Genomic DNA, 23,489 nt, shown 5'->3' on the forward strand with positions numbered 1-23,489 from the left:
TGACATTTTTTTTTAGATATTTTTTCACAAAATAAAAAGCCCACACAATAAGTTGTGTGGGCAAGTTCCATTTTTCAATTAACGTCTCTTTTGTCGATTACGTAAGAATGTAGGAATATCTAAAGCATCATCTTGAGATTGTGAAGTTTGTGTTTGTCTCACAGGCTCTTGATGTACTTTCACTTCTTCTTGTCTTACTTCACGACTTTGTTGTTGAGGAGCAGCAGTAGCAGGACGACCAGCACCGATTCCTCCACGACCAGCTGAACGCGTGTCTACAGGCATTTCATCATCTGCGAATCCAGTAGCAATAACTGTTACGATTATTTCATCTTTTAAATTTTCATTAATAACCGCACCGAAAATAATGTTCACATCTTCATCTGAGGCAGCAGCTACAATATCAGCAGCATCTCCTACTTCATATAAACCAAGGTTCGAGCCACCAGTCATATTCATAAGGACACCTTTTGCTCCATGAATCGATGTTTCAAGTAATGGACTTGAAATCGCTTTTTTAGCAGCCTCTGCTGCGCGGTTTTCACCAGATGCAATACCGATTCCCATTAATGCTGAACCTTTATCAGACATGATAGATTTAACATCTGCAAAGTCTAAGTTAATAAGACCAGGCGTTGCGATTAAATCAGAAATACCTTGTACACCTTGACGAAGTACATTATCTACTTCACGGAATGCTTCTAACATTGGCGTGTTTTTATCTACAATTTCAAGTAGACGATCATTTGGAATAACGATTAAAGTGTCAACTGCTTCTTTCATTGCAGTTGTACCGCCATATGCTTGCGATTGACGTTTACGGCCTTCGAAGGTGAATGGTCGTGTTACAACCCCTACTGTTAATGCACCTAAGTCGTGAGCAATTTGAGCAACGACAGGAGCTGCACCTGTACCAGTACCGCCACCCATACCTGCAGTGACGAATACCATATCTGCTCCGCTCAATGCTTCTTCTAATTGTTCTTTGCTTTCTTCAGCAGCTTTTTTCCCTACTTCTGGATTTGCTCCTGCACCTAAACCACGTGTCAATTTACTACCAATCTGTAATTTCACATCAGCTTTCGATAGTTTTAATGCTTGTGAGTCTGTATTCACGGCAATGAATTCTACACCTTGTACACCATGTTCAATCATACGATTGACTGCATTGTTACCGCCGCCGCCAACGCCGATTACTTTAATAACTGCTAGTTGTTCGATATCTGTATCAAATTCTAACATCTCTATTCCTCCTAATTTAGCTCATTGTGTGTAGAGAAAGCCGCCTATATTATTCTAAAAATTTGGTTAAGAAACTCCGAACCTTACCAACTACGCCTTCTTTTTGCTCTTGTGTATCATAAGCGGCTGGTATTTTTGTATTTGACTCTGTATTTTGAATTGGTCCTAGCGGTTTGTCATCGCTATAATCTCCGAGAAACTCAGATTCCATATATGCATAACGGATTAAGTTTACTGCTGATGTAAATTCAGGTTCTCTTACACCAATATATTCAGGCGTGTAAACTCTTACTCTCGTTTGTAACACATGGCGAGCTAGTTGAGAAATACCTTCTAATTTGGCAACGCCACCAGTTAATACTACGCCACCTGGTAAATCTTGAATACCCATCCGATACAACTCGTCGATTATCAATTCGAATAATTCTTCCAATCGAACACCGATAATTTCGGATATGTACCTCTGACTAAATTGCTCCTTTGTATCTCCATCAATAACTGGCACTTCAAAAAGTTCATCTTCTGAAGCGTCGTCGTAAAATGCATGTCCATAGTCAATTTTAATCTTCTCAGCTTGTTCTGTCGGTGTTTTTAATACAATCGATAAATCTTTCGTAATATGTTCTCCACCTACTGGAATAACAGCTGTGTGTGTGAAATGTTCATCCTTGAAAACAGCAATTGTTGTTGAACCACCGCCAATATCAATAAATGCAGTGCCTCGGTTCTTTTCATCTTCTGTTAATGCAAATTCACCTGCAGCAAGTGACTGTAAGTAAATTTGTTGTATATCCAATCCCGCTTTTTCAACGCACCGGAGTACATTATGCAGGACCGTTTTAGAAGTAGTAATTAATGTACCATCCATTTCTAATCGGATGCCAATCATACCTCGAGGGTCTTTGATTTCATCTAAATTATCTACTATAAATTGTCTAGGAACTAAATTGACTAGCTCTCTCTCTGGCGGAATTGACATCACTTGTGCCGATTCCATAACGCGATCTAAATCCTCATCTCCTATTTCACGGTTGTCACTATTAACAGCAACTACCCCTTTAACAGGCTGAAGCATAGCCTGATTGGCAGGAATACCCAAAATAACTTTATTAATAGTCATCCCTATCATTCTTTCGGCTTGTTCGACCGCTTTTTTAATAGATTGTACTGTAGCATCTATATCTACAATACTACCTTTACGAATGCCAGTAGATTTTACATTCCCTACTCCTATTACATGTAAAGTCTCATTATTTACTTCTCCAATAACGACTTTAATGGATGATGATCCTATATCTAGTGATACATATAATTCTGAGTGATTCAATCTGTGGCACCTCCTTCAACAACTCTTAACAATATTCTATTGTAAATTGAGTAACTTGTCTAAATAAATTCCTGTTTTTTCGAAAAAATTCCTTCTATTAGACTGCTTTTTAAGATGATTTTGCTTTTTTATCATTCCATTTTGATAATAATATCCTTCTAATGATAGCAATATTTTGGAAAAGCCGTACTCCAAAAGCAAAAACAGCTGCTAAATAAAGATCAACACCTAAGTGAACTCCTAAAAATGCCAATCCTGCTGCTAGTGCAATATTAAAGAAAAAGCCTGTCACAAATACATAATCATCATATACTCGTTGTAATTGTGCTCTTATCCCACCAAAGAGAGTATCTAAAGCAGCAAGGACTGCAATGGATAAGTAACTTTCATAAACAGTAGGTATTTGAACATCAGTTAACAGACCAAGGGAAATACCTAATAGTAAACCAAGTAACGGTAACCACAAATCCTATTCCCCCTTTGTCTTTTCTGATAAATATTTATTGTGAAAAGATTGATCAAATCCACCTAATGTTACCTTATTTTGTGGTTTTCCAATTGATAAAGTTAAATTATCAATATAAAAGTCATCTGCAATAGATGAAGCGTCCAGATAACTTGCAAGTTTTTTAGCATCCCCTAAAGTACTTGTACTAATAGTTATCATAAATGGTGGTGTTCGAACAGCTAAACTATTAACAGTTGTATGTCCATTAATATCACGAATCGCTGTTGTTTGTACGATTCTCTTACCATCAATTACGACTGCGTTACCCTTAAAACGATTAATATCATTGACAAGCTTCACTAATAAATCCGGTGAGATATTTGGCACTGCTTGTCCTAATATCTTCGCTTCTGTTGAAGCATCAACTCTTAGCACTAACCCAGGAGATTTTATTGTCGTTAATCCCGCTTCTTGTTTCAGTCCTTGAACTGTTTCCCTCAATATGCGATCTGGGCTATCATTTTCTACATTCTCATATTTACTTATCGTTGCATTTAACTGCTGAATGTTTGCTAACAGTTCTGAATGAAGTTGCTTTTCTAGCGATAATTCTCTGCGAATATCCCATAAATCACGTGTATCACGTTGTTGTGGGTTTTTCACCGTGTTATACTGCATCGCTAACATAAATCCAATAATGAACAAAACGCTGATGAAAGGTATATGCATTTTACGCTTCAATCTGTCGCCTCCTTACTTAAGGCCATTAAGAATTTCCTTGGACGGCAGGCATGACAAGCTGCTTACTCCCATCAATCGTCACAACGATATTATCATCAGTAAGTTGGTCAAAAACCCCACCTGCTAATGTTAAACCGGCAGATAATACCTTTGGGTCACCTACTGCTTCAATGACAAATGGTGCTGGGAATTGGTCATCATCAATCGTAATTACTGGCCCATTACATTTAATATAGGAATTAGCTTGTAATCGATGACCATTAATAGCAATAGCTTGAGCTCCAGAAATCTTTAATTCATTCAATACTTTAAAGACGTGACTTTCATGAACGATATAGTCATTCGGGTTAACCGATTTCGGATCATATTCAGCATCTTGCAGTGTTACTGTAACACCCGTACCATGTCCAGATATTTTACCAAGTAAAAGACGTAAATCATCTGCCTGCTTTACTAAAGCCCTATATCCCTCTTCATTACCCGAAAAGTCTTGTTCGTAATCCTTTATTTTTTGTTGTAAAAGTATTTTTTCTTCTTCAAGTTCTTTATTACGTTCTTGTTGAGCAATTAAACCCTCACGTAATTGCTCCTTTTTTTCAAAATCAGAAGAGTCTATTTCAGTCATCGAGTTGTCTTTAGTCTTTGCCATATTATAGGCATATGCGAATAGAAAGCCCAAAGCAATCGAAACTACTAAAAAGGCAAATTGATGTTTAAATGAATGGCGTTTTTTATTGGCCGGTTGTTTGGTCATCTACTTCCTCCTTTGAAGTTGGTTTACCATATTCACTCGAATACGAGCGATAGAATGAACCTACTTCTAAGTCAATAACCCCTTTTTCACCTTTTTTGACTTGCGAAATAATAGATGGATAATAACCTAGTTTTTCTGCCAATGTCGTAATAGTTGCACGAACTTCAAAACCATCATTCATAAATAAACGTATCGCATACGGATTGGATTTTGTTGGAACAGCATTTATCTGAGATATTAAAGTCATTAATTCTTTATCGACTTTGTCCAACTGTTTAATCATCTTAAGTAATAAAGCGTCTTCTTGAAAACCAACCAAAATTGGTAAATTCAAATCATGTGGTATTTCATCTAAGCTGTAGATTACACCATTTTGCATCACTAGATTATATTGACCACCATTCTTAATAAAAGCTTTTTTATCATACTCTTTCACTTTTATATTTACAGTGTTTAACCAGTTCCGTTCAACAGATATACTCTCTACCCAATCTTTCTTTTGAATAATCTCTTCAATTTTCTTTGTTTTAAACCCCCATAAAGAATCTCCTACACGGATCTTACTATGCTTTGTGTAGTATTCCGCATTTTTTAATTGACCTCCGGTAACTTTAATTTCACTTACGTGACTTAATGATGATTGAAAATAAAGAAGTGCCAGTAAGATAATGCCGAAAATGGCTAGCAATATTGTAAACCGCTGATTCGTCCTTTTTTTTCGACGTTCACGAAGCGTCGGAATACGTTCTTCTATATCTATAATTTTCTCCATACTGTGCACTCCTTCCTCTTTTTTTTAAACTCTTTTTGTAAAATTCCAAATAACACCGACTATAAGCCAAGCGGACATTAAGGAAGAACCACCATAACTTATAAAAGGCAAAGTCACCCCTGTGACAGGTAGTAATCCTGAAACAACACCAATATTCAAAAATGCTTGAAAGCCGAGCATACTAATCAATGCTGCAACGCTGTAATAATAGCTTAATTGCTGCGTTCTGACCGCTAAAGCATATCCAGAGTATAAAGCTACCGCAAAGGTTATAACGATCAATGCTGCGCCTATAAAGCCTGTTTCTTCGGCAATGATAGAAAAGATAAAGTCATTTTGTGGTTCGGGTAAATAGAGATACTTTTGACGGCTGTTCCCAAAACCATGTCCAAACAAACCCGCTGGACCTATAGCAAGTAAGGATTGAATTGCTTGGAAGCCACTACCTAAAGGGTCTGACCAAGGATCCAAAAACGCCTCTATACGCTTTAATCGATATGGAGCCGCCATGATTAAACCAACTAAACCGCTTATACCAACCATCATTAGAAAAACGTAAAAACGAATTGGATAACCAGCTATAAAAAGTAAGGCAAAGGATGATACAAGTAAAATAAACGCAGAACCAAAATCAGGTTGCAGCATTATAAGCGCTGCTGGCAATAAAATCAATACAAAGTGATTTAATTGAATGGTTCTTTCCGTACTTTTCTTACGTGCTAATACAAAGCTTAATTTTACTAGCAATGCAATCTTAGCAAATTCAGCGGGCTGAATACTAAGGGGTCCAAAAGCAATCCAACTTTGAGAACCATTTCGCACGGCGCCTATTCCAGGAATCAATACCGCAATTAAAAGTAAGAGAGAAAATATGTACAGTATTGACCAACTTTTTTCCATTCTTAGTAGGGAACTATTGGAAACAACGTAAAATGCGGCGACTGCCACACCTAAATAGATTAGCTGCTTGAAAAGAAAAGGGGCAGTATTCCCATAGTGTACCTTGCCCCAATAAGTCCCTGCAGAATAGACGAAAACAATGCCTATCAATGTCAATAAAATGATTGCACTCATAAATAGCGTGCGTTCACGTTGATTCAGCTATGGCATCCTTCCTGTTGTTCAAATTTCCTTACAACTTCATAGCAGCTTCGATGAATTTATCACCACGCACCTCGAAAGTTGGGTATTGATCCCAGCTTGCGCATGCAGGAGATAATAAGATAACATCTCCTTCATTTGATAAATACGCTGCTTGTTTAACACCTGACTCCATATGATCAGCATATGCTATTTTTGCAACACCACATGATTCCGCGAATTCAGCAAATCGCTTAGCTGTTTCCCCAGCTACGACAACCGCATGAACATTGCCCATATGTGGACGTAGTTCTTCGAATGAATGCCCTCGATCTAAACCACCTGCAAGTAAAACAATCGGCTGTTTAAACGCTGCTAATGCACTGCGAGTAGCCAGTGTATTAGTTGCTTTAGAATCATTAAAGATTTTACGAGTTTGCCATTCTCGAACAAATTGAGTGCGGTGCTTAACACCCGTAAATGATAATAAAACATGCTCAATCTTATCTTTCGGACAATCCATAATGATTGCTGTTGCTACTGCTACTAAAACATTCTCTAAATTATGCTGTCCAGGAAGAGCAATTTTACTACGTTCGATAAATGGTTTACCTAACCAGTAAATCATGTCATCATCTGCACTAATTCCTAAATAATTGATACCCTTTGTTGTGAATGGAATTTTATGTGCATGTGATTTATTTGCATAACTAGCAACTATTTCTTGATCTGCATTATAGATTAAATAGTCTGATGCATCCTGATTACGTGTTACAGCAAATTTAGCATTACTGTATTCTTCCATCGAACCGTGATAGTCAATATGCGCCTCGTATAAATTTGTCCAAATCGCAATTTTAGGTTTAAATTGTTCAGTACCCATTAATTGGAATGAAGATAATTCTGTAACAATTACATTTTCCTCCGTAGCATTTTCAGTGACTGCACATGCTACTGTACCTATATTTCCAGCAATCAGAGGATTTAAACCACCTTGATTTAAAATATGATAAAGCAAAGTGGTCGTTGTTGTTTTACCATTGGATCCCGTAATACCAATCATTGGTGCATCACTTATTAAGTAAGCAAGCTCTATCTCTGTCCAGATTGGAATACCTCGTTTTACAGCATCTGCTACTAAGATATTTGTATAAGGAATACCAGGGTTTTTAACAACTAATTCGAAACCCTCATCCAGTAAATCCTCTGGATGACGACCGCAAATTACTGTAATTCCTTGTTGTAAAAGACGTTGGGCATCCGTATTTTCTTCAAAAGGCTTAGCATCATTCACTGTAACAAATGCGCCCATTTTATGCAGTAATTCCGCAGCTGCGATGCCACTTTTTGCTAATCCTAGTACAAGTACCTTTTTATGTTCCATCCCTTTTATGTTTTTCATTTCAAGACCTCCGGAACCACTGCGATCAACGCTGCAACTACTGCTGTCAACCAGAATGTTAGAACAATACGCCATTCAGACCAGCCTGATAACTCAAAATGGTGATGTAGTGGACTCATTTTAAAAATTCGTTTACCTGTCAATTTGAAACTTGCTACTTGTAAAATAACAGATAGTGTTTCAGCGACAAAGATAATACCAATCAATAGTAATAACACTTCATGCCCAACTAATACTGACAGCATTGCAAGTGCCCCACCTAAAGCAAGTGAACCTGTATCCCCCATAAACACTTTTGCTGGATTTGCATTAAATAGTAAGAAACCAAGTAAAGCACCTGTTACAGCAAATGCGAATATCGCGATATCAACTTGATTGTTTACAAGTGCTAAAACACCAAATGCAGTAAAAGCAATGGAAGCCGTTCCTGATACAAGACCATCTAACCCATCTGTTAAGTTGACAGCGTTAGAGAAACCTACTAACCAAAAGATTAAGAATAAAACATAAAACCCACCTAAGTTTAAGGCGAAATCAGTAAGTGGTATCTGAATTGTATTATGGAAAACGCCTAGACCTAATAAGAAATAGGCAGCAATCGAAATAATGATTTGTCCGATTAACTTTTGGAGGGATGTTAAACCCAAATTACGTTTGAAAATAATTTTAAGACCATCGTCTAAAAAGCCGATTAAACCAAAGCCGAATAAGACAAGAATTAATACAACAGATTGTGAAGTAAAGGCATCATTTAGAAAACCTAATACAATTGTTGTTGCGATAATAGCGAATAAGAATATTACGCCACCCATCGTTGGAGTTCCCGCTTTTTTCTGATGTGATTTTGGTCCTTCTTCTCGAATACTCTGACCAAATTTCATTCGACGTAATAACGGAATAACAGCTGGTGCTGTAATAGCCGTTAAGACGAACGAAGTGGCCAAAACGATTAAAGTTGTTGCAATTGTCATGAAAATTCTCCTTCTAACCTTCTTTAGTACATGTACTATCATAGTAGTTTCAATTCTATTTTTAAAGACTAACACACGCTATTTTTCTAAATAAACGTGAATTATGCCATCTAGTCCGATTTGTGCATCTGCTTTTGGCAGTTGAGATGCAATTTTGGAGCCATTTCCATGCCATTCTAAACGAAACGGATACTGTAATTTTGCTATATTTTCTCTTGTTTGACCGACCAAATTAGGAACACGCACTTTCTCCACATCCCCCCATTTGTATTCCTTTTCTAATTGTCCTTTACGTTCAGTAATACCCACTTTATCATGAACATCTTCAATAATTTGCCCTACAATTGGTGCTGCAATAACTCCACCGAATTGCGTAACGTTTTTTGGGTTATCTATTGCAACATAAACAACGATTTCTGGATCATCTGCAGGTGCGAAGCCGATAAAGGATACAATGTACTCGCCATCCTTATATCGCCCATCTTCAACTTTTTGAGCCGTTCCAGTTTTACCACCTATACGTAGATGATCTCTAAATGCATTGCGACCGGAACCTAGAGCAACGACCGATTCTAATGCTTCTCGGACTTTTTTAGACGTCTCAGGCTTAATTACTTGGCGTTTTTTTACTGGTTTATAGTTTTTCAACACTTTGCCTGTATCAGTATCGATTAGATTTTTTACTATATATGGTTGATAAAGCGTGCCACCATTAATAGCTGCTGATACTGCCTGGACTTGTTGAATTGGTGTGACAGAAATCCCTTGCCCGAATGACGTTGTAGCATGCTCTACTGGACCATATGCCTTTTCAGAAAACAATATCCCACTAGACTCTCCTGCCATATTCGATCCTGTATTTTGCCCAAAGCCAAAATCCCGAATATATTTCTGAAGTTTTGTTGGTCCTACTCTTCTTCCTAACTCAATAAAACCTGGATTACAAGAATTTTGTACAACTTCTAGAAACGTTTCACTTCCATGCCCTTCTCGCTTCCAACAACGCAGACGAGCCCCTTCTACCATAGAGTAGCCCGGATCAAAGAATTGATCCTTATCCAAATCGACTACTTGTTCTTCTAACGCTGCACTTAATGTAATGATTTTAAATGTAGAACCTGGCTCAAATGTCATCCACACCGGTAGGTTTCGGTTATAAATTTTGGAATCAACTTTGGAAAATGAAGGAGGAGAGAATGTTGGATAGGATGCTAACGCTAATATTTCACCAGTTTTAGGATTCATTGCAATACCCATTGCTTGGTCTGCCTCGTATTTCACCATTGCTTGAGCAAGCTCACGTTCTACGACCTTTTGAATATCAACATCAATGGTCAGCTCCATTGTTGCACCGTCATTACCTTCTTTCCAACTATCTTGAACATGAGGTAATGCAGCACCTTTCGCATCTGTAAACAGGCGGATTGCGGAAGCTTTTCCCATCAATAAATCATCGTACTGATACTCTAATCCAGCTAATCCTTGCTGATCATAACCTGTGAAACCGATTAGCCTAGAGAGTAATTGATCATACGGATAATAACGTATGTAATCAAGCCCAGCGTAGAGTCCTGGTATATTTTTTTGTTGTATTTTTTCGGCAAGCTCTTTAGATATGTTTTTAGCTTCAGGAGCAAGCTTAATAACATTAACTCTTTGTTGCATTTTTTTTGCCAATGCTTGCTCATCTACTCCTAGTAAAGTTGCCAGCTCTTTTGCAGCTTCTAAAGGTTTATCATTTTGAGCTGGCATAAAATACAATGTTGGGGCTAGTTTATTACCGACAATCAACTTACCATTACGATCTACAATATTCCCTCTTAGACTTGAAACTGGTATTTCACGATCCCAACTTTCTTCTGCCCTTTTTGTTAACAAATCATGTTGTACAAATTGTACATGTACTAATTTTCCAATAAGCATGAGGAATAAAGCAACAAAGACAATCCACATCCACTGCATTCTTTTTTTTGTACTTTTAGTGGCCCACATTGTTCGACATATCACACCTTTTTTTCTTACAAAGTATGATATGACTCTCCGTACTATTCAAATTCTTTGCGAAATCACATGAACTATTTGTAACGTTCCTCTGGTTTTTTCATTTTCAGAATAATTTTCTTGTTTGCATTTAGTACAGTACCGGCTTTAATACTTTGTTTCTGTACATAGCCTTCACCTTGAATTTCTATATTAGCACCAGCCATTGTTTGATACGTTAAAATGTTCCGGAGTGACCAGTCTGTGAAATCAGGTACTATTGAATCTCCATCTGTCTTCAAGAATACAAAACCACTAGATACGACTTCTGTTTTTTCTGCTGGATATTGATCAATAATTTTTTTACCATTACCTATAGTAACCGTTTCGATGCCATTTTCTTCAAATTTTTTTTCAACATCCTCAACAAGTTGGCCTTTTAAGTTCTCCATCGTTTGGGATTTTGTTTTCTTAATTTTTTGAGGCTTAATATTTAAGTACTTTAAACTACTTCCCATAACTGTATTAAACACTGTTGATGTTGGCTCGGAGCCCACCTCTGTTAGTCCAAGCTTAGGTTTTTCCACAGCAATGTACATAACTAACTGAGGATTATCTGCAGGAGCCATACCTAAAAATGAATACAAGAACTGATTTTTCCCCCAATAGTAACCACCTGATGCTTTCGGAATTTGTGCTGTCCCTGTTTTACCGGCTACTTCATATTCCTTACTCGCAAAGTCTTGACCTGTACCTATTTCGGAATAAATGGTAGAGGCTAAAATTTTTCTAACTTCTTTTGCCGTTTTTTTCGAAATAGGATTGCCTTTAATTGTCGGGGTGTTCTCTTTGACGATTTTCTTCGTATTTGGATTCACGATTTTATCAATTACGTACGGTTGCATCATTTTACCATCGTTTGCTACAGCAGAAACTGCTTGAATCAATTGAATAGGAGTAACCGTAGAACCTTGTCCATAAGTAGTTGTTACCCGATTAATCGGGTATTTATCTAAAATTTGGCCAGTTGCTTCATTAGGTAAATCAATTCCTGTTTTTTCACCGAAACCAAATTTTTTCATATATGAAATAAAAGTATCATCACCCATTAACTTTAATAAATGAGCCATACCTACGTTTGAAGAATGTTGTATTCCTTGTAAATAGGAAATAGGCCCCCATCCTACCTGGTTACTATCTCTAATAGTTCGATCAAGAACAGTATATTGACCAGACTGGAAAATAGCATTCGGAAACCATTTACCTTCTTCAATTGCAGCTGCTAATGTAAAAGTTTTCATCGTAGAACCTGGCTCTATCGTCAACTCTGTCAGTTGGTTTAACCAGCTATTTTCAAGCCCTGTACCGTCTTGTGGGTTATATGTAGGTCTTTGCGAAACAGCTAGGATTTCTCCCGTTTTCGGATTTGCCACGACCGCTACCATCGATTCAGGTTTGTATTTTTTATAAACTTTAGACATAGAATCTTCTAAAAAGTTTTGAATGGTTTTATCAATTGTTAGATAGACATCAGCACCATCTTTTGCGGGTTTGACCATCTTATCACTATTAGGTAGCAGATACCCCCATACATCACTTTTATATTGAACGCTTCCATCAGTACCGGATAATTCTTTATTATAGATGGATTCTAAGCCCATCTTCCCTACATTTCTAGACTGTCCATCTTCCTGAGTATCCTTTAGTGCTAAGCCGACTAAGTTTGATGCAAAGATTCCATTTGGATAAAACCGCTTTGTTTCTTCCATCAAAATGATACCTGGTAGCTTTTCACTCCTGATTTTCTCCATTACACCATGGCTAATATTACGACCAGCAGCACCGAATTCTACTTGGCGGATTTCATTTCCTTGTGCATTCTTAGATTTAGTATTTAATTTATCAAATATATCTTTTTCACTAATAGGAATATATTTTGCTAAAATCTTTGCAGTTTTCTCTTTATCTGCGACATGCATAATAGTTTTCGTTCCTTCAGAAGCCTTTGGACTAATTACTGCTACTAACCGATAGTTAATAGTATCTTCTGCTATAACTTGTCCTTGCCGATCAAGAATGTTGCCTCTATTAGCTGTAATTACTTTTGATCTTTCATATTTTGCTGCCGCTTTCGCCGCCAAAGCTTGCCCCTCTACTTGTCCTGAAGCTTGGATAAAAAATACACGGAAAAACATAGCAAAAAAGAGCCCTCCATAAACGATTAACATTAGAAAGGCTCCCCATTGAAATCGAAACTTTCTCTTCATTGTCCAGTCACTACTTTCACGTTTTTTTCGTTTAGCTTCAAGCCTAATTCTTTCGCTTTATTCCAAATACGCTCATATGTAGAGAGTTCACTTACCTCGATGGACAATTCCGCATTTTGTTTCTTCGTTTCATCAATTTTATTTTCGATATTTTGAATTTCAACAGATGTCGTATTTATTGTAGATTGCGTATTTAAGTTCATAACTGACAATAATGCTATTACTGTCACCATGGCCACAAGGAGGACTCTTTCCCCCTTAGACAATATTCTTTTGGAAGGTCTAGTTGTTGGCTGCTGGACGGTTCTCTCCGGTACTGTTGGCTGTGGCTGCTGGATGTACGTTTGCTTTTGTTGCCGATTAAGCAATGCCATTAAATCACTTCCCCTTTTCTTTGATTTTTTCAGCTATTCTTAGTTTTGCTGAGCGAGCTCGATTATTTTCTTCTAATTCTTGCTCTGAAGGTAGTATCGGTTTACGAGTGACAAGCTTTATCCCTGGAGCTAATTCTTCAGGAATGACTGGTAAACCTGGTGGTAATTCAGGTAAAGAGGATGCCTCTTTGAAGATAGTTTTACATAATCTATCCTCTAATGAGTGGAACGTAATGACGCTAACTCGTCCACCTACATTAATGACTTCAAGTGCTTGTAATAGCGAATCTTCCGCTGCGCCAAGTTCATCATTTACAGCAATTCGAATGGCTTGGAATACACGTTTCGCTGGGTGTCCGCCTTTACGTCTTGCTGCAGCTGGGATACCTTCTTTAATTAAATCTACTAGTTCACCCGTTGTTTCAATTGGGCTTGTCTTTCTAGCTTCTTCAATTTTCCTGGCAATTTGTTTCGAGAATTTTTCTTCACCGTATCGATAGAAAATACGTACAAGGTCTTCGAATGACCATTCATTCACAACATTGAATGCGGAAAGTTCTGCTGTTGTATCCATTCTCATATCAAGCGGTGCATCTTGATGATAACTAAACCCTCGTTCTGCGTTGTCTAATTGAGGAGATGATACGCCTAAGTCGTATAAAATCCCGTCAACTTTATCTATGCCTAATGCTTCTAGTTCTTCCTTCAAGTAACGGAAGTTTGAATGTACGAAAGTTATTTTATCTAAATAAGGTGCTAACCGTTCTTTTGCATTTTCAATGGCTGAAGTATCTTGATCAAAGCAAATAAGTCTACCTTCTGATGATAATTGGCTAACTAAATATTCACTGTGTCCAGCCCCACCTAAAGTACAATCTACATAAATGCCGTCAGGACGAACGTTCAATCCATCAACGGTTTCCTTCAATAATACAGTCGTATGATTAAACAAGGTTTGTCCCTCCTCTAAATTGGTTATATATCAAAATCAATCATATTCTCAGCAATGTCATTGAAAGATTCCTCAGATTCAGCAAAATAATTTTGCCAAGATTCTTTGGACCAAATTTCAATACGATTAGAAACGCCGAGTACTACACAATCTTTTTGAACATTAGCGTGTGTTAGTAAGTTACTTGGGATATTAATACGGCCTTGTTTATCCACTTCCACCTCTGTAGCACCTGAAAAGAAGAAACGAGTAAAAGCTCTGGCATCTTTCTTTGTAACAGGTAATTGCTTCAGTTTTTCTTCCAGCTTACGCCACTCCAAAATAGGATACCCGAATAAGCAATTATCCAATCCTCGAGTTAAAACAAAGCCTTCCGTAAGGTGTTCACGGAACTTAGCAGGTATTATCAAGCGGCCCTTTGCATCAATACTATGTTGATACTCTCCCATGAACATATTACTCACCCCACTATATGAAATTAATGTACCACATCCCCCCACATTCCACCACTAATTCATTGGAAAATAAGGGCGTTTACATTAAAATGCGTAAATCGTCCTTATCAACAACGGTATTTCCACTAATTTTTCCCTTTTTGTTTAAAAAACTTCATACTTCTTATTATTATTTTATTATTTTAATGTCATAAAGTAGCACTTATTTGATATTTTTAATAAAAAAAAGCTATCTCAATTGAGATAGCTTTTAATACCATGAAAATAGGGTAATATTAATTCTATTTTTTTTAAAAAAACGCCACTTTTATAATCTACATTATTCCAAATTATAAATATATTACTTGATGCAATTCATTTACTTCTAGTGGTAACTGTAAAATATCATCAATTAACGCCACGCCATATTCATTCATATATTGGAATGGATTGAATATACGTTCCATCAAATTACCTTCTGGAATTAGCTGCCCTTCCATTTCGATGAATCTTCGAATAGTAACATCATGTTGAAGTAATACTTCTGCTTCAATTTTTTTCAAAAGGAAATCTAATTGATTTTCATGAATATCTAGGTTTTTAATTACTAGTTTATCTAGGTGAACATCATTGTTATGCAAATGCTTTTGCAATTCTACATATTGCTGCTGTAACAACGCTTTTGTTTTTTCAATAGTCTCTTTTGCAGCATCATCATATACTTCATTAACAAAGGCCTGATGCATTTGTGCCACCTTACCACTTAATACTTCAGCAATAGTTAAATCATGTGTCTCTAATAAGTGAGCAACTCGGCGATTAACAAGTGTCATATTCATACGGGGTACAAAAACTGGCACCTTCATACCAAGTAACTCGAATGCGTCTTTTAATGTAGACCAATACGCAAGCTCTCCTGGCCCACCAACAAATGCAAGTACAGGCAAGACCATATCTTGCATAAGCGGTCTTGTTACAACATTATTGCTTAAACAAGCAGGTTGTTCTGTTGCTATCTGTAGCATCTCTTCTTTCGTAAATTGGACATTTGCTACGTTATTGATATACTTGCCATCCTTACGTTCTAATAAGAAGCGTTCGCCTTCCTTGACATAAAACAGATTAGCATTTTCTTTTGTTGCACCAATTGGGGTACCATAGCCACTTTCAGCTAATAACGTCTCACGATTTGAAACGACGGCTGCAATTTCATCAGAGCGATTGACTAATTCCTCGAAATACGGAGCCTCATATGCACGAAGCAACGGATCAGCCGCATCTAATAGAAGTAATCCCTCTTCTCTGAATAACCAGTGCATTAATTGGGCGAAAAAGTCAGTATATGTATGACTCTTTACAAGAATAGCATCAACTTTCACCAACAACTCATCAGTATAAGCAGTTTCTCCATATTGTTGGAAGACGTTTTTTATAAAATTACGTGTATCTTCAATATCTAAAGTCGTTGTTGAAGCCATTGTTTTTTTCTTTGAACGGTCAGGATGAATAAGCTTTTGCAAGCGACCGTTTAATGCTGTAAATGTATGATTTATTTCATCAATGTCATGGTCTTCGCCAGCAATCCAAAATACCGGAACAACTGGAATACCTAATTTGGCGCGTTGCTCTCTAGCCAATATTAAAACAGAAATAGCCTTATGAACAGAATATAACGGACCTGTTAATAAGCCTGCTTGTTGTCCACCAACAACAACTACCGCATTGTTTTCTAATTCTTGTAAATGCTGTTCCATTTTCACCGATTTCTCTAACGGCGCCATAAACTCACGGATTACTTTTACGAGCTCAGCTCGACGAATCGGATGATTTTTTAGATCCTCTGAACGTTGTTCAAAGGATTTTTCTTCATTTTTATAATGGAAAAACGACGAGATTGTTGATTTTTGATTTCGATAATCTACCAATAATTGATTCGTTACCGGTACATTTATTTGCTCCAGTTTCATATTAGTATAAACTCCTCTATATTGTTAACTACAATAGAGTATAGCATTTTAATATGTTGGATTGAAAAAAATACGCTCAGTTCATCATCGCTTATAAAATGATTCTTTGAATTATTATAATGATCCAAATAACCACATACGTAATGGTTAATACTAAAAATAAAAAACGCCAAATTTTTCGTAATAACGGTAGTATTTCAATTTCTTTTGTGGAACGCCATTCAATTATCGTTGCAATCATCGCAATTATGATTGCAACGATAAAAGTAATAAATCCGATATCATACCCCCATAAAAAACGAACAGACTCCGGAACAGAAAAAAACAATAAAAACGTCGTCATATCCGCTGCTCTACCAAATACTTTTCCTCGCTTCTTAGACAATTTTTTAAGTAGCGAATAAATAATGATAAATAAGGTAATTGGGCAAAGTAAGATAAAATGTAAAAAGACTGACAATATATCTATCATTTTTCTACACCGCCTTGTTGCAATGCCATTAATAACATATAAAGTGTCTCTAATATCGGCATTTCGTAACCACGTTTTCGAGCTATCTGTAATACCCCACCAACAATCGTGTCCACTTCCATCATTCTTCCATTTAAACGATCTGCAAGCATAGAAGATGTATTTGTTGCAGTTTTTGTACATAAAGCAAGTACATCATCAAAATGAAGCCGATCTTGTTGTTCTGGGAAAGCTCCCAAGAGTTCTTTATACAATTGCTCTAATAATATTAAACTATGTTCATTCGTAATAAGAGAACCATTTTTTACATTTAGTATAGTCGTTAGTGGATTAATAAAACAATTTAATAGTGCTTTTCGTATTAGCATTTGTTCTGCATTTTCCACCCATTCGATCGGTAGATTATCACTTGATAATTGAAAAAGCTCCTTAAAAGGTTCACCATCGCCTCTTTCTAAAGCTATTTTCATCTTACCAATTCCTCTATGTACAACGCTTGAATCCGATAACTTCTCAGCTCCAAACTCCACTGAACTAAAAGCTATTTGCTTCTGATGCAAGCTTTTTGCAAATTGCAAATGCATCACACCATTTTGAATAAATAATAATGGCGTACTGTCTGGTAGTGCATCAAATAGAGATTGTAAACTTTCAAGATGAAGATATTTTACAGCAATTATCCATATTGCATCTGTCGGAAATACTTTAAAGTCCTGCGAAGCTTTAACATATGTATGGTACGACTGTTGCAAGACATCGATTTGCTTTAGCCCTTTGTCATTAAGTTCACTTGCTTGAGCTTCTCGGTGAACAAGAATATTCATTTGGGTGTGATCTTTTTGTAGCAAGGATGCTAGCAGTAACCCAACCGCTCCTCCACCTACAACAACAATTTGCATATCGATATCTCCTTTAAATAAAAATAGACTGAGGCCCACCAAATAAAGGTAGACCTCAATAGCAACACTTATTATACAGGATAAACAGGATGTTTTCGATATGGCAATAAGATTTGTTTTGAGCCATAATAAGCCAAACGTTTTGTTATGACCTTTCTTAAATCACTAGGTGTGACGATTTCATCTACAATCATTTCGGAAGCCATCTTGTAAATATCGATTTCCTTTTTATACTCATCATGTTTTTCTTTAACAAATTGTATTCGTTCTTTCGGATCTTCAATTGCTTCAATTTTATTTGAATAAACAGCATTAACTGCTGCCTCTGGACCCATTACCGCAATTTGTGCAGTTGGAAGAGCAATACAGACATCCGGTTCAAATGCAGGACCGCACATAGCGTATAATCCCGCTCCATAAGCTTTACGCACCACTACTGAAATTTTCGGTACCGTTGCAGAGCTCATCGCAGAAATTAGTTTTGCACCATGGCGAATAATACCCGCTCGTTCAACTTTTGTACCAATCATGAACCCTGGCACATCTGCTAAGAATAATAATGGAATTGAAAATGCATCACATAAATTAATAAACTTAGCCGCCTTATCTGCTGAATCAACAAATAATACGCCGCCCTTCGCCTTCGGTTGGTTCGCAATAATTCCCACGACTTGACCATTCATACGCGCCAAACCAGTTATCAATTCCTGTGCAAATAGTTTTTTTATTTCAAAAAAACTTCCTTCATCAATTAATTGATCAATCGCTTCATACATATCAAATGGCGCATTTTGGTTTTCTGGAATTATTTCTTCTAATGTGCGCCCTTGTTTAGGATGTTTTCCTTCAACGACCGCAGGCTTATCAGCAAAGTTTGCGGGAAAATAAGTTAAATAGCGACGCGCTTCAGTAATAGCTTCCTCTTCAGTTGAAACAAGGAGATCTCCACACCCACTAATCGTACAATGCATGCGTGCTCCACCCATTTCCTCAAGGGATACCTTTTCACCAATAACCTTCTCGGCCATACGTGGCGAACCTAAGTACATCGAAGCATTACCATCTACCATAACAACGATATCACAAAACGCTGGTATGTATGCTCCACCTGCAGCAGAGGGACCAAACAACAAACAAATTTGCGGAATCATCCCTGACATTCTCACCTGATTATGGAAAATACGACCTGCTCCACGACGCCCAGGGAACATTTCCAATTGATCCGTAATACGTGCTCCAGCTGAATCTACTAAATAAATCATAGGAACTTGGTTTTTCTCCGCTACCTCTTGGATACGAATAATTTTCTCCACAGTTCGAGAACCCCATGAACCCGCTTTAATAGTTGAATCATTTGCCATGACGCACACCGTTTGGCCATTTACCTTCCCCATAGCAGTGACCACGCCATCTGCTGGTAAATCACCTGCTTCACAATTTGCAAAACGTCCATCCTCTTCATATTCACCTTCATCAAAAAGAAGAGCTAAACGATCTCGTACAAATAATTTATTTGTTTCTTTTAATTTTTCATGATATTTCGGATGTCCACCTGCAAAAATCCCCTCAAGTTTGTCAGCTAGACGTTCGTTATATACTGTTTGATCAGTCATATTACGGCCTCCCCTTTGTGTTCGACGCTTATCTACATTAGCCTAAGATGACTAATACATCATCTTCATTAACGAAGTCGCCTTCATTCACTTTTACTTCAGCAACTGCGCCTGATACTTCTGCTTCTACCGGAATTTCCATTTTCATTGACTCTAAAATAATAACAGTTTGACCTGCAGTTACTGCGTCCCCTTCTTTTACCTCTACACGAAATACAGTACCTGCCATTGACGCTTTAATTTCTCCCATAAATTTTATCCCCTTTGTGATTGGCTAACCATTCTGTTAGCGAACTTGTATGATAAACCCCTGATTGAAACATTTCTTCTTGTAATAAGCGTTCAAATAATAAAAGATTTGATTTTACCCCTTGTATATCTATGTCCTTGATAACCGTTTCAGAATTGGCTAATGCTCGCTCTCTTGTTTCCCCAAACACGACAAGTTTCGCAATAAGCGGATCATAAAACGGTGATACTCTATTCCCTTCAACATACCCACTATCAATACGACAATTTTCACTTTGCGGGAATATTAATACTTGCAACTTACCCGGTGATGGTAAAAACTTCTCTGGATCCTCAGCGTAAATACGATATTCAATTGCATGACCAGTGCTCTTTATAGCTGCTTGGTCTTTTACAGGCAATGTCTTGCCTTCTGCTACTTGCAATTGCCATTCAACAAGATCCAGCCCTGTAATCGCCTCAGTTACTGGATGCTCTACTTGTAAGCGTGTATTCATCTCTAGAAAATAAAAGTGATTTTCCTCATCCACGATAAACTCTACAGTTCCAGCGTTTGTATAACTTACAGCTTTTGCAGCATCCACAGCGGCTTGCAATAGATTTACACGTTCTGCTTCTGGAAAATGAGGTGATGGTGATTCTTCAATAACTTTTTGGTGACGTCGTTGAATTGAACAATTCCTCTCAAATAAATGAACGATGTTTCCAGCATCATCACCGAATATCTGCACTTCAATATGACGCGCATTTGGAATATACTTCTCGATAAAAACAAGGTCATTATTAAAATACGATTTTGCACGTTTTTTTACATTTTCAAAACTATGACTGAGCGCTTGCTCATCTTCACAGCAAACCATGCCAATACCGCCACCACCAGCTGATGCCTTCAACATGACAGGATATCCAATTAAATTAGCAAATTGCAATGCCTCTTCTAATGAAGCTAGACCTTCATCTGAACCTGGTACAACTGGAACACCAGCGCTTTTCATCGTTTGACGCGCTCGAATTTTATCACCCATTTGCTCGATTACATCTGCATTTGGACCAATCCAGCGAATTCCCGCAGCCTCTACTTTTCTAACAAAATCTGCGTTTTCTGATAGCAATCCATAACCTGGATGAATATCACTTACTTGATGCTCTATGGCAAGTTGAATAATATCATCTGCCTTTAAATAAGACTGAGCAACCTGGTTTTCACCTATACGAACAGCAGTCGTCGCTTCTTTAACGAAAGGTAAATCTTGATCTGCATCTGAATAGATAGCAACTGTTTCAATACCTAGCTTGTGGCACTTCAATATAATTCTTCTCGCAATTTCCCCTCGATTAGCAATTAGAACTTTGCGCATATTCATCCCCCTTTGCTTGAACCGTTTCTCCCTTTCCTTATTAGTCTAAACGAAATAAGAAAGCGATTTCAACTATTAACTAGCAAATTTTACTTATTATTGAGTATTTTTTCTTCTTTGTGATTTTCTTGCACAATGAAAAGACCATTCCAAAATAACTTCAGAATGATCTTCCGTACAAAATATTCAAGTGCGCTTTTATTGTCTAACCTTCTCTAAACCTTGTTCGAACCATTTTACTAGCTCGTCATGCTCATGCTTTAATGTTTCATGAGATTTCTTCAATGAATGATAAGCCTCTGATAATTGATCAAAGCTCATAAGCGCTTGTTTTAGATGCGAACGCATCATTTGCTTTGGTCTAGTTTTAGCATCTTCCAATTCTGCTTCATACTGCGCTCTTAATGTTTTATTCCATCGAAAACCACAAGCTTGCTTTGTACGACCTAGCTCTTCAGCTGCTTCTTCAAAACCCGCAAGCTGTGAGCGACCTTCACGAACTGCCATTAATATAATTTCCACCAAACGTGCATCATCTACTGCTAACCATTGATCTTTTCTTTTTTTAACTTCTATCTCAATCACCTCGCATTTTTATTACTATATGCGAGTTTTTCAATTTTAGAAGTTATTTTGATTTTGATAGAAAACGATTTACAGCTTCGTGATGTGCATCACTTTCCCACAACTTTGCGCAAGTTTGAACTTCCTCCATTACGCGATCAAATAGACTCATTTCCCGCCATTTTCGAAGTTCCATTTCTTTATATGCTTTATGTACTGAAGGATGAATTTTACGCATGTCTGCGATAAATGTCCTAAGCGCTTCTTCTTTAGCTCCTTCAAATACGCGCATAGCCCAACCAATTTCATATAAAAGTTCAGCTGGATAAGCTTTAGCATCCACTAACATTTTCAAGGCACGATCATGGCGTAATCCACGCTCAAATAAATATGTTCCTCCACCCCATCCAGAAGTAATTGCTAATGTCCCTTGAATGAAACCACATTTAGCTTCAGAAGCTACCAAACGGAAATCACAGGCTGTCGCAATTTCACAACCACCACCTACAGCTACACCATTAACTAAGGCAATAGTCGGCACTGGTAATGTTGCCAACTCATATAGAATTTTGGCCATTTTACTTAACATTCCAAAAGCTTGCTTTTCAGTTGTTAATGAATGAAACTCCGCTAAATCCCCTCCGGAGCAAAATGCGCGATCCCCCGCTCCAGTAATGACTAAAAAACGTACAGTATCATGGTCATGTACATATGTAATTACTTCTTTAAAACCTTCCATCACTTCATCATTTATGGCATTACGTCGTTCTGGACGATTAATTGTAAATGTTAATACTCCATCTTGCTCTTGAAAATGATACGCCATTTAACTCTACTCCTTTTAGAATAATTAGAAAATAGAAATAATATTATCATACCTGTTTTAATGGTGTGGTGCAATGTGACCCTCAAATCGAGATCAAACCTTTAAACTTTTCCATAAAATAATCCGTAAGAATTTTTATTATTTTCATTTATTGCTAAGTAAATACATTTCTACAAGCCCTAAAAAAAGGAATATATATTATTGTTCAAATGCTGTTATGTATTCAATTGACTCATTAGAAGCATTTTTAGAAGCTTATGTGATTTTCATCTGTACGATATGTGGAATGGATTAGATTGAGGCGTTACGAGACATACTAATTTGAACTTAATTCTAAGAATAAGAAGGAGGTTTTCTAGACTTAAGTCCGCACGACGCTGTTCCCACAGTGTTGCTACAGGAAGTGGAGTTTCTTAGACTGCGTTCCTCTCTCAAGTGCATGTGGCAGCTTGTCGGGAGTCCACAGCATTCACTTTAGATTTCCAGCTTCTCAGGTCTTTTCGGTCTCTCAGCACAAGACAAAAAGCGTCTTGCATTCGAGCCCTACAGTGCCTCTCGGAGCTAAACAGACGTGCTCAGCATTTACTTTAGATATCCAGCTTCACTCGCCAGCTCCTCCGATCACTTCGGTCTCTCGGCACAAGACAAAAAGCGTCTTGTGTTCGAGCCCTCCAGTGCCTTTCGGAGCTAAACGGGCGCGTTCAGCATTTACTTTAGATATCCAGCTTCACTCGCCAGCTCCTCCGATCACTTCGGTCTCTCGGCACAAGACAAAAAGCGTCTTGTGTTCGAGCCCT

Annotated in this window: 22 protein-coding genes; all 22 read right to left on the reverse strand. The window is 37.4% G+C overall.

The features are described from left to right. Window positions 1-78 precede the first annotated feature (78 nt). The 22 genes from ftsZ to ACQKMD_RS02425 all read right to left on the reverse strand — a co-directional run bounded on the left by ftsZ (window position 79) and on the right by ACQKMD_RS02425 (window position 22,692). The gene (gene ftsZ / locus ACQKMD_RS02320) at window positions 79-1,242 is read right to left on the reverse strand and encodes a cell division protein FtsZ (protein ID WP_427749083.1); all 1,164 of its coding nucleotides are present in this window, start codon (window positions 1,240-1,242) and stop codon (window positions 79-81) included. Window positions 1,243-1,291: 49 nt separating this feature from the next. Continuing rightward, window positions 1,292-2,569 (reverse strand): cell division protein FtsA, encoded by a 1,278-nt coding sequence (gene ftsA / locus ACQKMD_RS02325; protein WP_427749085.1) that lies wholly within the window; start codon window positions 2,567-2,569, stop codon window positions 1,292-1,294. 109 nt (window positions 2,570-2,678) lie between these two features. Continuing rightward, entirely contained in the window at window positions 2,679-3,035 is a 357-nt protein-coding gene (locus ACQKMD_RS02330; protein ID WP_427749087.1) for a small basic family protein, read from the reverse strand. 3 nt (window positions 3,036-3,038) lie between these two features. Further along, window positions 3,039-3,758, reverse strand: coding sequence for a DUF881 domain-containing protein (locus ACQKMD_RS02335; protein ID WP_427749088.1), 720 nt, complete (start codon window positions 3,756-3,758; stop codon window positions 3,039-3,041). A gap of 25 nt (window positions 3,759-3,783) precedes the next feature. Next, window positions 3,784-4,512 carry a DUF881 domain-containing protein gene (locus ACQKMD_RS02340; protein ID WP_427749090.1) on the reverse strand — a complete coding sequence of 243 codons (729 nt, stop codon included), beginning with the start codon at window positions 4,510-4,512 and terminating at the stop codon, window positions 3,784-3,786. Continuing rightward, window positions 4,490-5,284 (reverse strand): cell division protein FtsQ/DivIB, encoded by a 795-nt coding sequence (locus tag ACQKMD_RS02345; protein ID WP_427749092.1) that lies wholly within the window; start codon window positions 5,282-5,284, stop codon window positions 4,490-4,492. Before ACQKMD_RS02345 ends, ACQKMD_RS02340 begins: the two co-directional genes overlap by 23 nt. Before the next feature lie 24 nt (window positions 5,285-5,308). Continuing rightward, window positions 5,309-6,358, reverse strand: coding sequence for a putative lipid II flippase FtsW (gene ftsW / locus ACQKMD_RS02350; RefSeq protein WP_427749094.1), 1,050 nt, complete (start codon window positions 6,356-6,358; stop codon window positions 5,309-5,311). Between the two features lie 58 nt (window positions 6,359-6,416). Beyond that, window positions 6,417-7,766 carry a UDP-N-acetylmuramoyl-L-alanine--D-glutamate ligase gene (murD, locus tag ACQKMD_RS02355; RefSeq protein ID WP_427749096.1) on the reverse strand — a complete coding sequence of 450 codons (1,350 nt, stop codon included), beginning with the start codon at window positions 7,764-7,766 and terminating at the stop codon, window positions 6,417-6,419. Next, entirely contained in the window at window positions 7,763-8,737 is a 975-nt protein-coding gene (mraY, locus tag ACQKMD_RS02360) for a phospho-N-acetylmuramoyl-pentapeptide-transferase (RefSeq protein ID WP_427749098.1), read from the reverse strand. Before mraY ends, murD begins: the two co-directional genes overlap by 4 nt. 78 nt (window positions 8,738-8,815) lie before the next feature. Beyond that, complete coding sequence (locus ACQKMD_RS02365; RefSeq protein ID WP_427749100.1) at window positions 8,816-10,729, reverse strand: stage V sporulation protein D; 1,914 nt, start codon at window positions 10,727-10,729, stop codon at window positions 8,816-8,818. An 83-nt stretch (window positions 10,730-10,812) separates the two neighbouring features. Next, the gene (locus tag ACQKMD_RS02370) at window positions 10,813-12,945 is read right to left on the reverse strand and encodes a penicillin-binding protein (protein ID WP_427749102.1); all 2,133 of its coding nucleotides are present in this window, start codon (window positions 12,943-12,945) and stop codon (window positions 10,813-10,815) included. Between the two features lie 35 nt (window positions 12,946-12,980). Beyond that, complete coding sequence (ftsL, locus tag ACQKMD_RS02375; RefSeq protein WP_427749103.1) at window positions 12,981-13,358, reverse strand: cell division protein FtsL; 378 nt, start codon at window positions 13,356-13,358, stop codon at window positions 12,981-12,983. Between the two features lie 4 nt (window positions 13,359-13,362). Further along, window positions 13,363-14,310 carry a 16S rRNA (cytosine(1402)-N(4))-methyltransferase RsmH gene (gene rsmH / locus ACQKMD_RS02380; RefSeq protein ID WP_427749104.1) on the reverse strand — a complete coding sequence of 316 codons (948 nt, stop codon included), beginning with the start codon at window positions 14,308-14,310 and terminating at the stop codon, window positions 13,363-13,365. A 23-nt stretch (window positions 14,311-14,333) separates the two neighbouring features. Then, the gene (mraZ, locus tag ACQKMD_RS02385; protein ID WP_427749106.1) at window positions 14,334-14,765 is read right to left on the reverse strand and encodes a division/cell wall cluster transcriptional repressor MraZ; all 432 of its coding nucleotides are present in this window, start codon (window positions 14,763-14,765) and stop codon (window positions 14,334-14,336) included. 329 nt (window positions 14,766-15,094) lie between these two features. After that, window positions 15,095-16,711 (reverse strand): bacillithiol biosynthesis cysteine-adding enzyme BshC, encoded by a 1,617-nt coding sequence (gene bshC, locus ACQKMD_RS02390; protein ID WP_427749108.1) that lies wholly within the window; start codon window positions 16,709-16,711, stop codon window positions 15,095-15,097. A gap of 91 nt (window positions 16,712-16,802) precedes the next feature. Then, window positions 16,803-17,183, reverse strand: a complete 381-nt coding sequence (locus ACQKMD_RS02395; RefSeq protein ID WP_427749110.1) for a DUF3397 family protein — start codon at window positions 17,181-17,183, stop codon at window positions 16,803-16,805. Beyond that, a complete protein-coding gene (locus ACQKMD_RS02400; protein WP_427749111.1) occupies window positions 17,180-18,082 on the reverse strand; it encodes a 2-dehydropantoate 2-reductase in 903 nt (300 codons plus the stop codon). The genes ACQKMD_RS02395 and ACQKMD_RS02400 overlap by 4 nt, the downstream gene beginning before the upstream one ends. A 71-nt stretch (window positions 18,083-18,153) precedes the next feature. Further along, window positions 18,154-19,695, reverse strand: a complete 1,542-nt coding sequence (locus ACQKMD_RS02405; RefSeq protein WP_427749113.1) for an acyl-CoA carboxylase subunit beta — start codon at window positions 19,693-19,695, stop codon at window positions 18,154-18,156. A 37-nt stretch (window positions 19,696-19,732) separates the two neighbouring features. Continuing rightward, the gene (locus tag ACQKMD_RS02410; RefSeq protein ID WP_427749115.1) at window positions 19,733-19,945 is read right to left on the reverse strand and encodes an acetyl-CoA carboxylase biotin carboxyl carrier protein subunit; all 213 of its coding nucleotides are present in this window, start codon (window positions 19,943-19,945) and stop codon (window positions 19,733-19,735) included. Beyond that, the gene (locus ACQKMD_RS02415) at window positions 19,932-21,302 is read right to left on the reverse strand and encodes an acetyl-CoA carboxylase biotin carboxylase subunit (RefSeq protein ID WP_427749116.1); all 1,371 of its coding nucleotides are present in this window, start codon (window positions 21,300-21,302) and stop codon (window positions 19,932-19,934) included. The genes ACQKMD_RS02410 and ACQKMD_RS02415 overlap by 14 nt, the downstream gene beginning before the upstream one ends. A gap of 198 nt (window positions 21,303-21,500) precedes the next feature. Next, window positions 21,501-21,887, reverse strand: coding sequence for a transcriptional regulator (locus ACQKMD_RS02420; RefSeq protein WP_427749118.1), 387 nt, complete (start codon window positions 21,885-21,887; stop codon window positions 21,501-21,503). A gap of 43 nt (window positions 21,888-21,930) precedes the next feature. Next, window positions 21,931-22,692 carry an enoyl-CoA hydratase/isomerase family protein gene (locus ACQKMD_RS02425; RefSeq protein WP_427749120.1) on the reverse strand — a complete coding sequence of 254 codons (762 nt, stop codon included), beginning with the start codon at window positions 22,690-22,692 and terminating at the stop codon, window positions 21,931-21,933. Window positions 22,693-23,489: the final 797 nt, after the last annotated feature.

This window comes from Viridibacillus sp. NPDC096237 (genome assembly GCF_050278625.1).
Taxonomy (GTDB): domain Bacteria; phylum Bacillota; class Bacilli; order Bacillales_A; family Planococcaceae; genus Viridibacillus.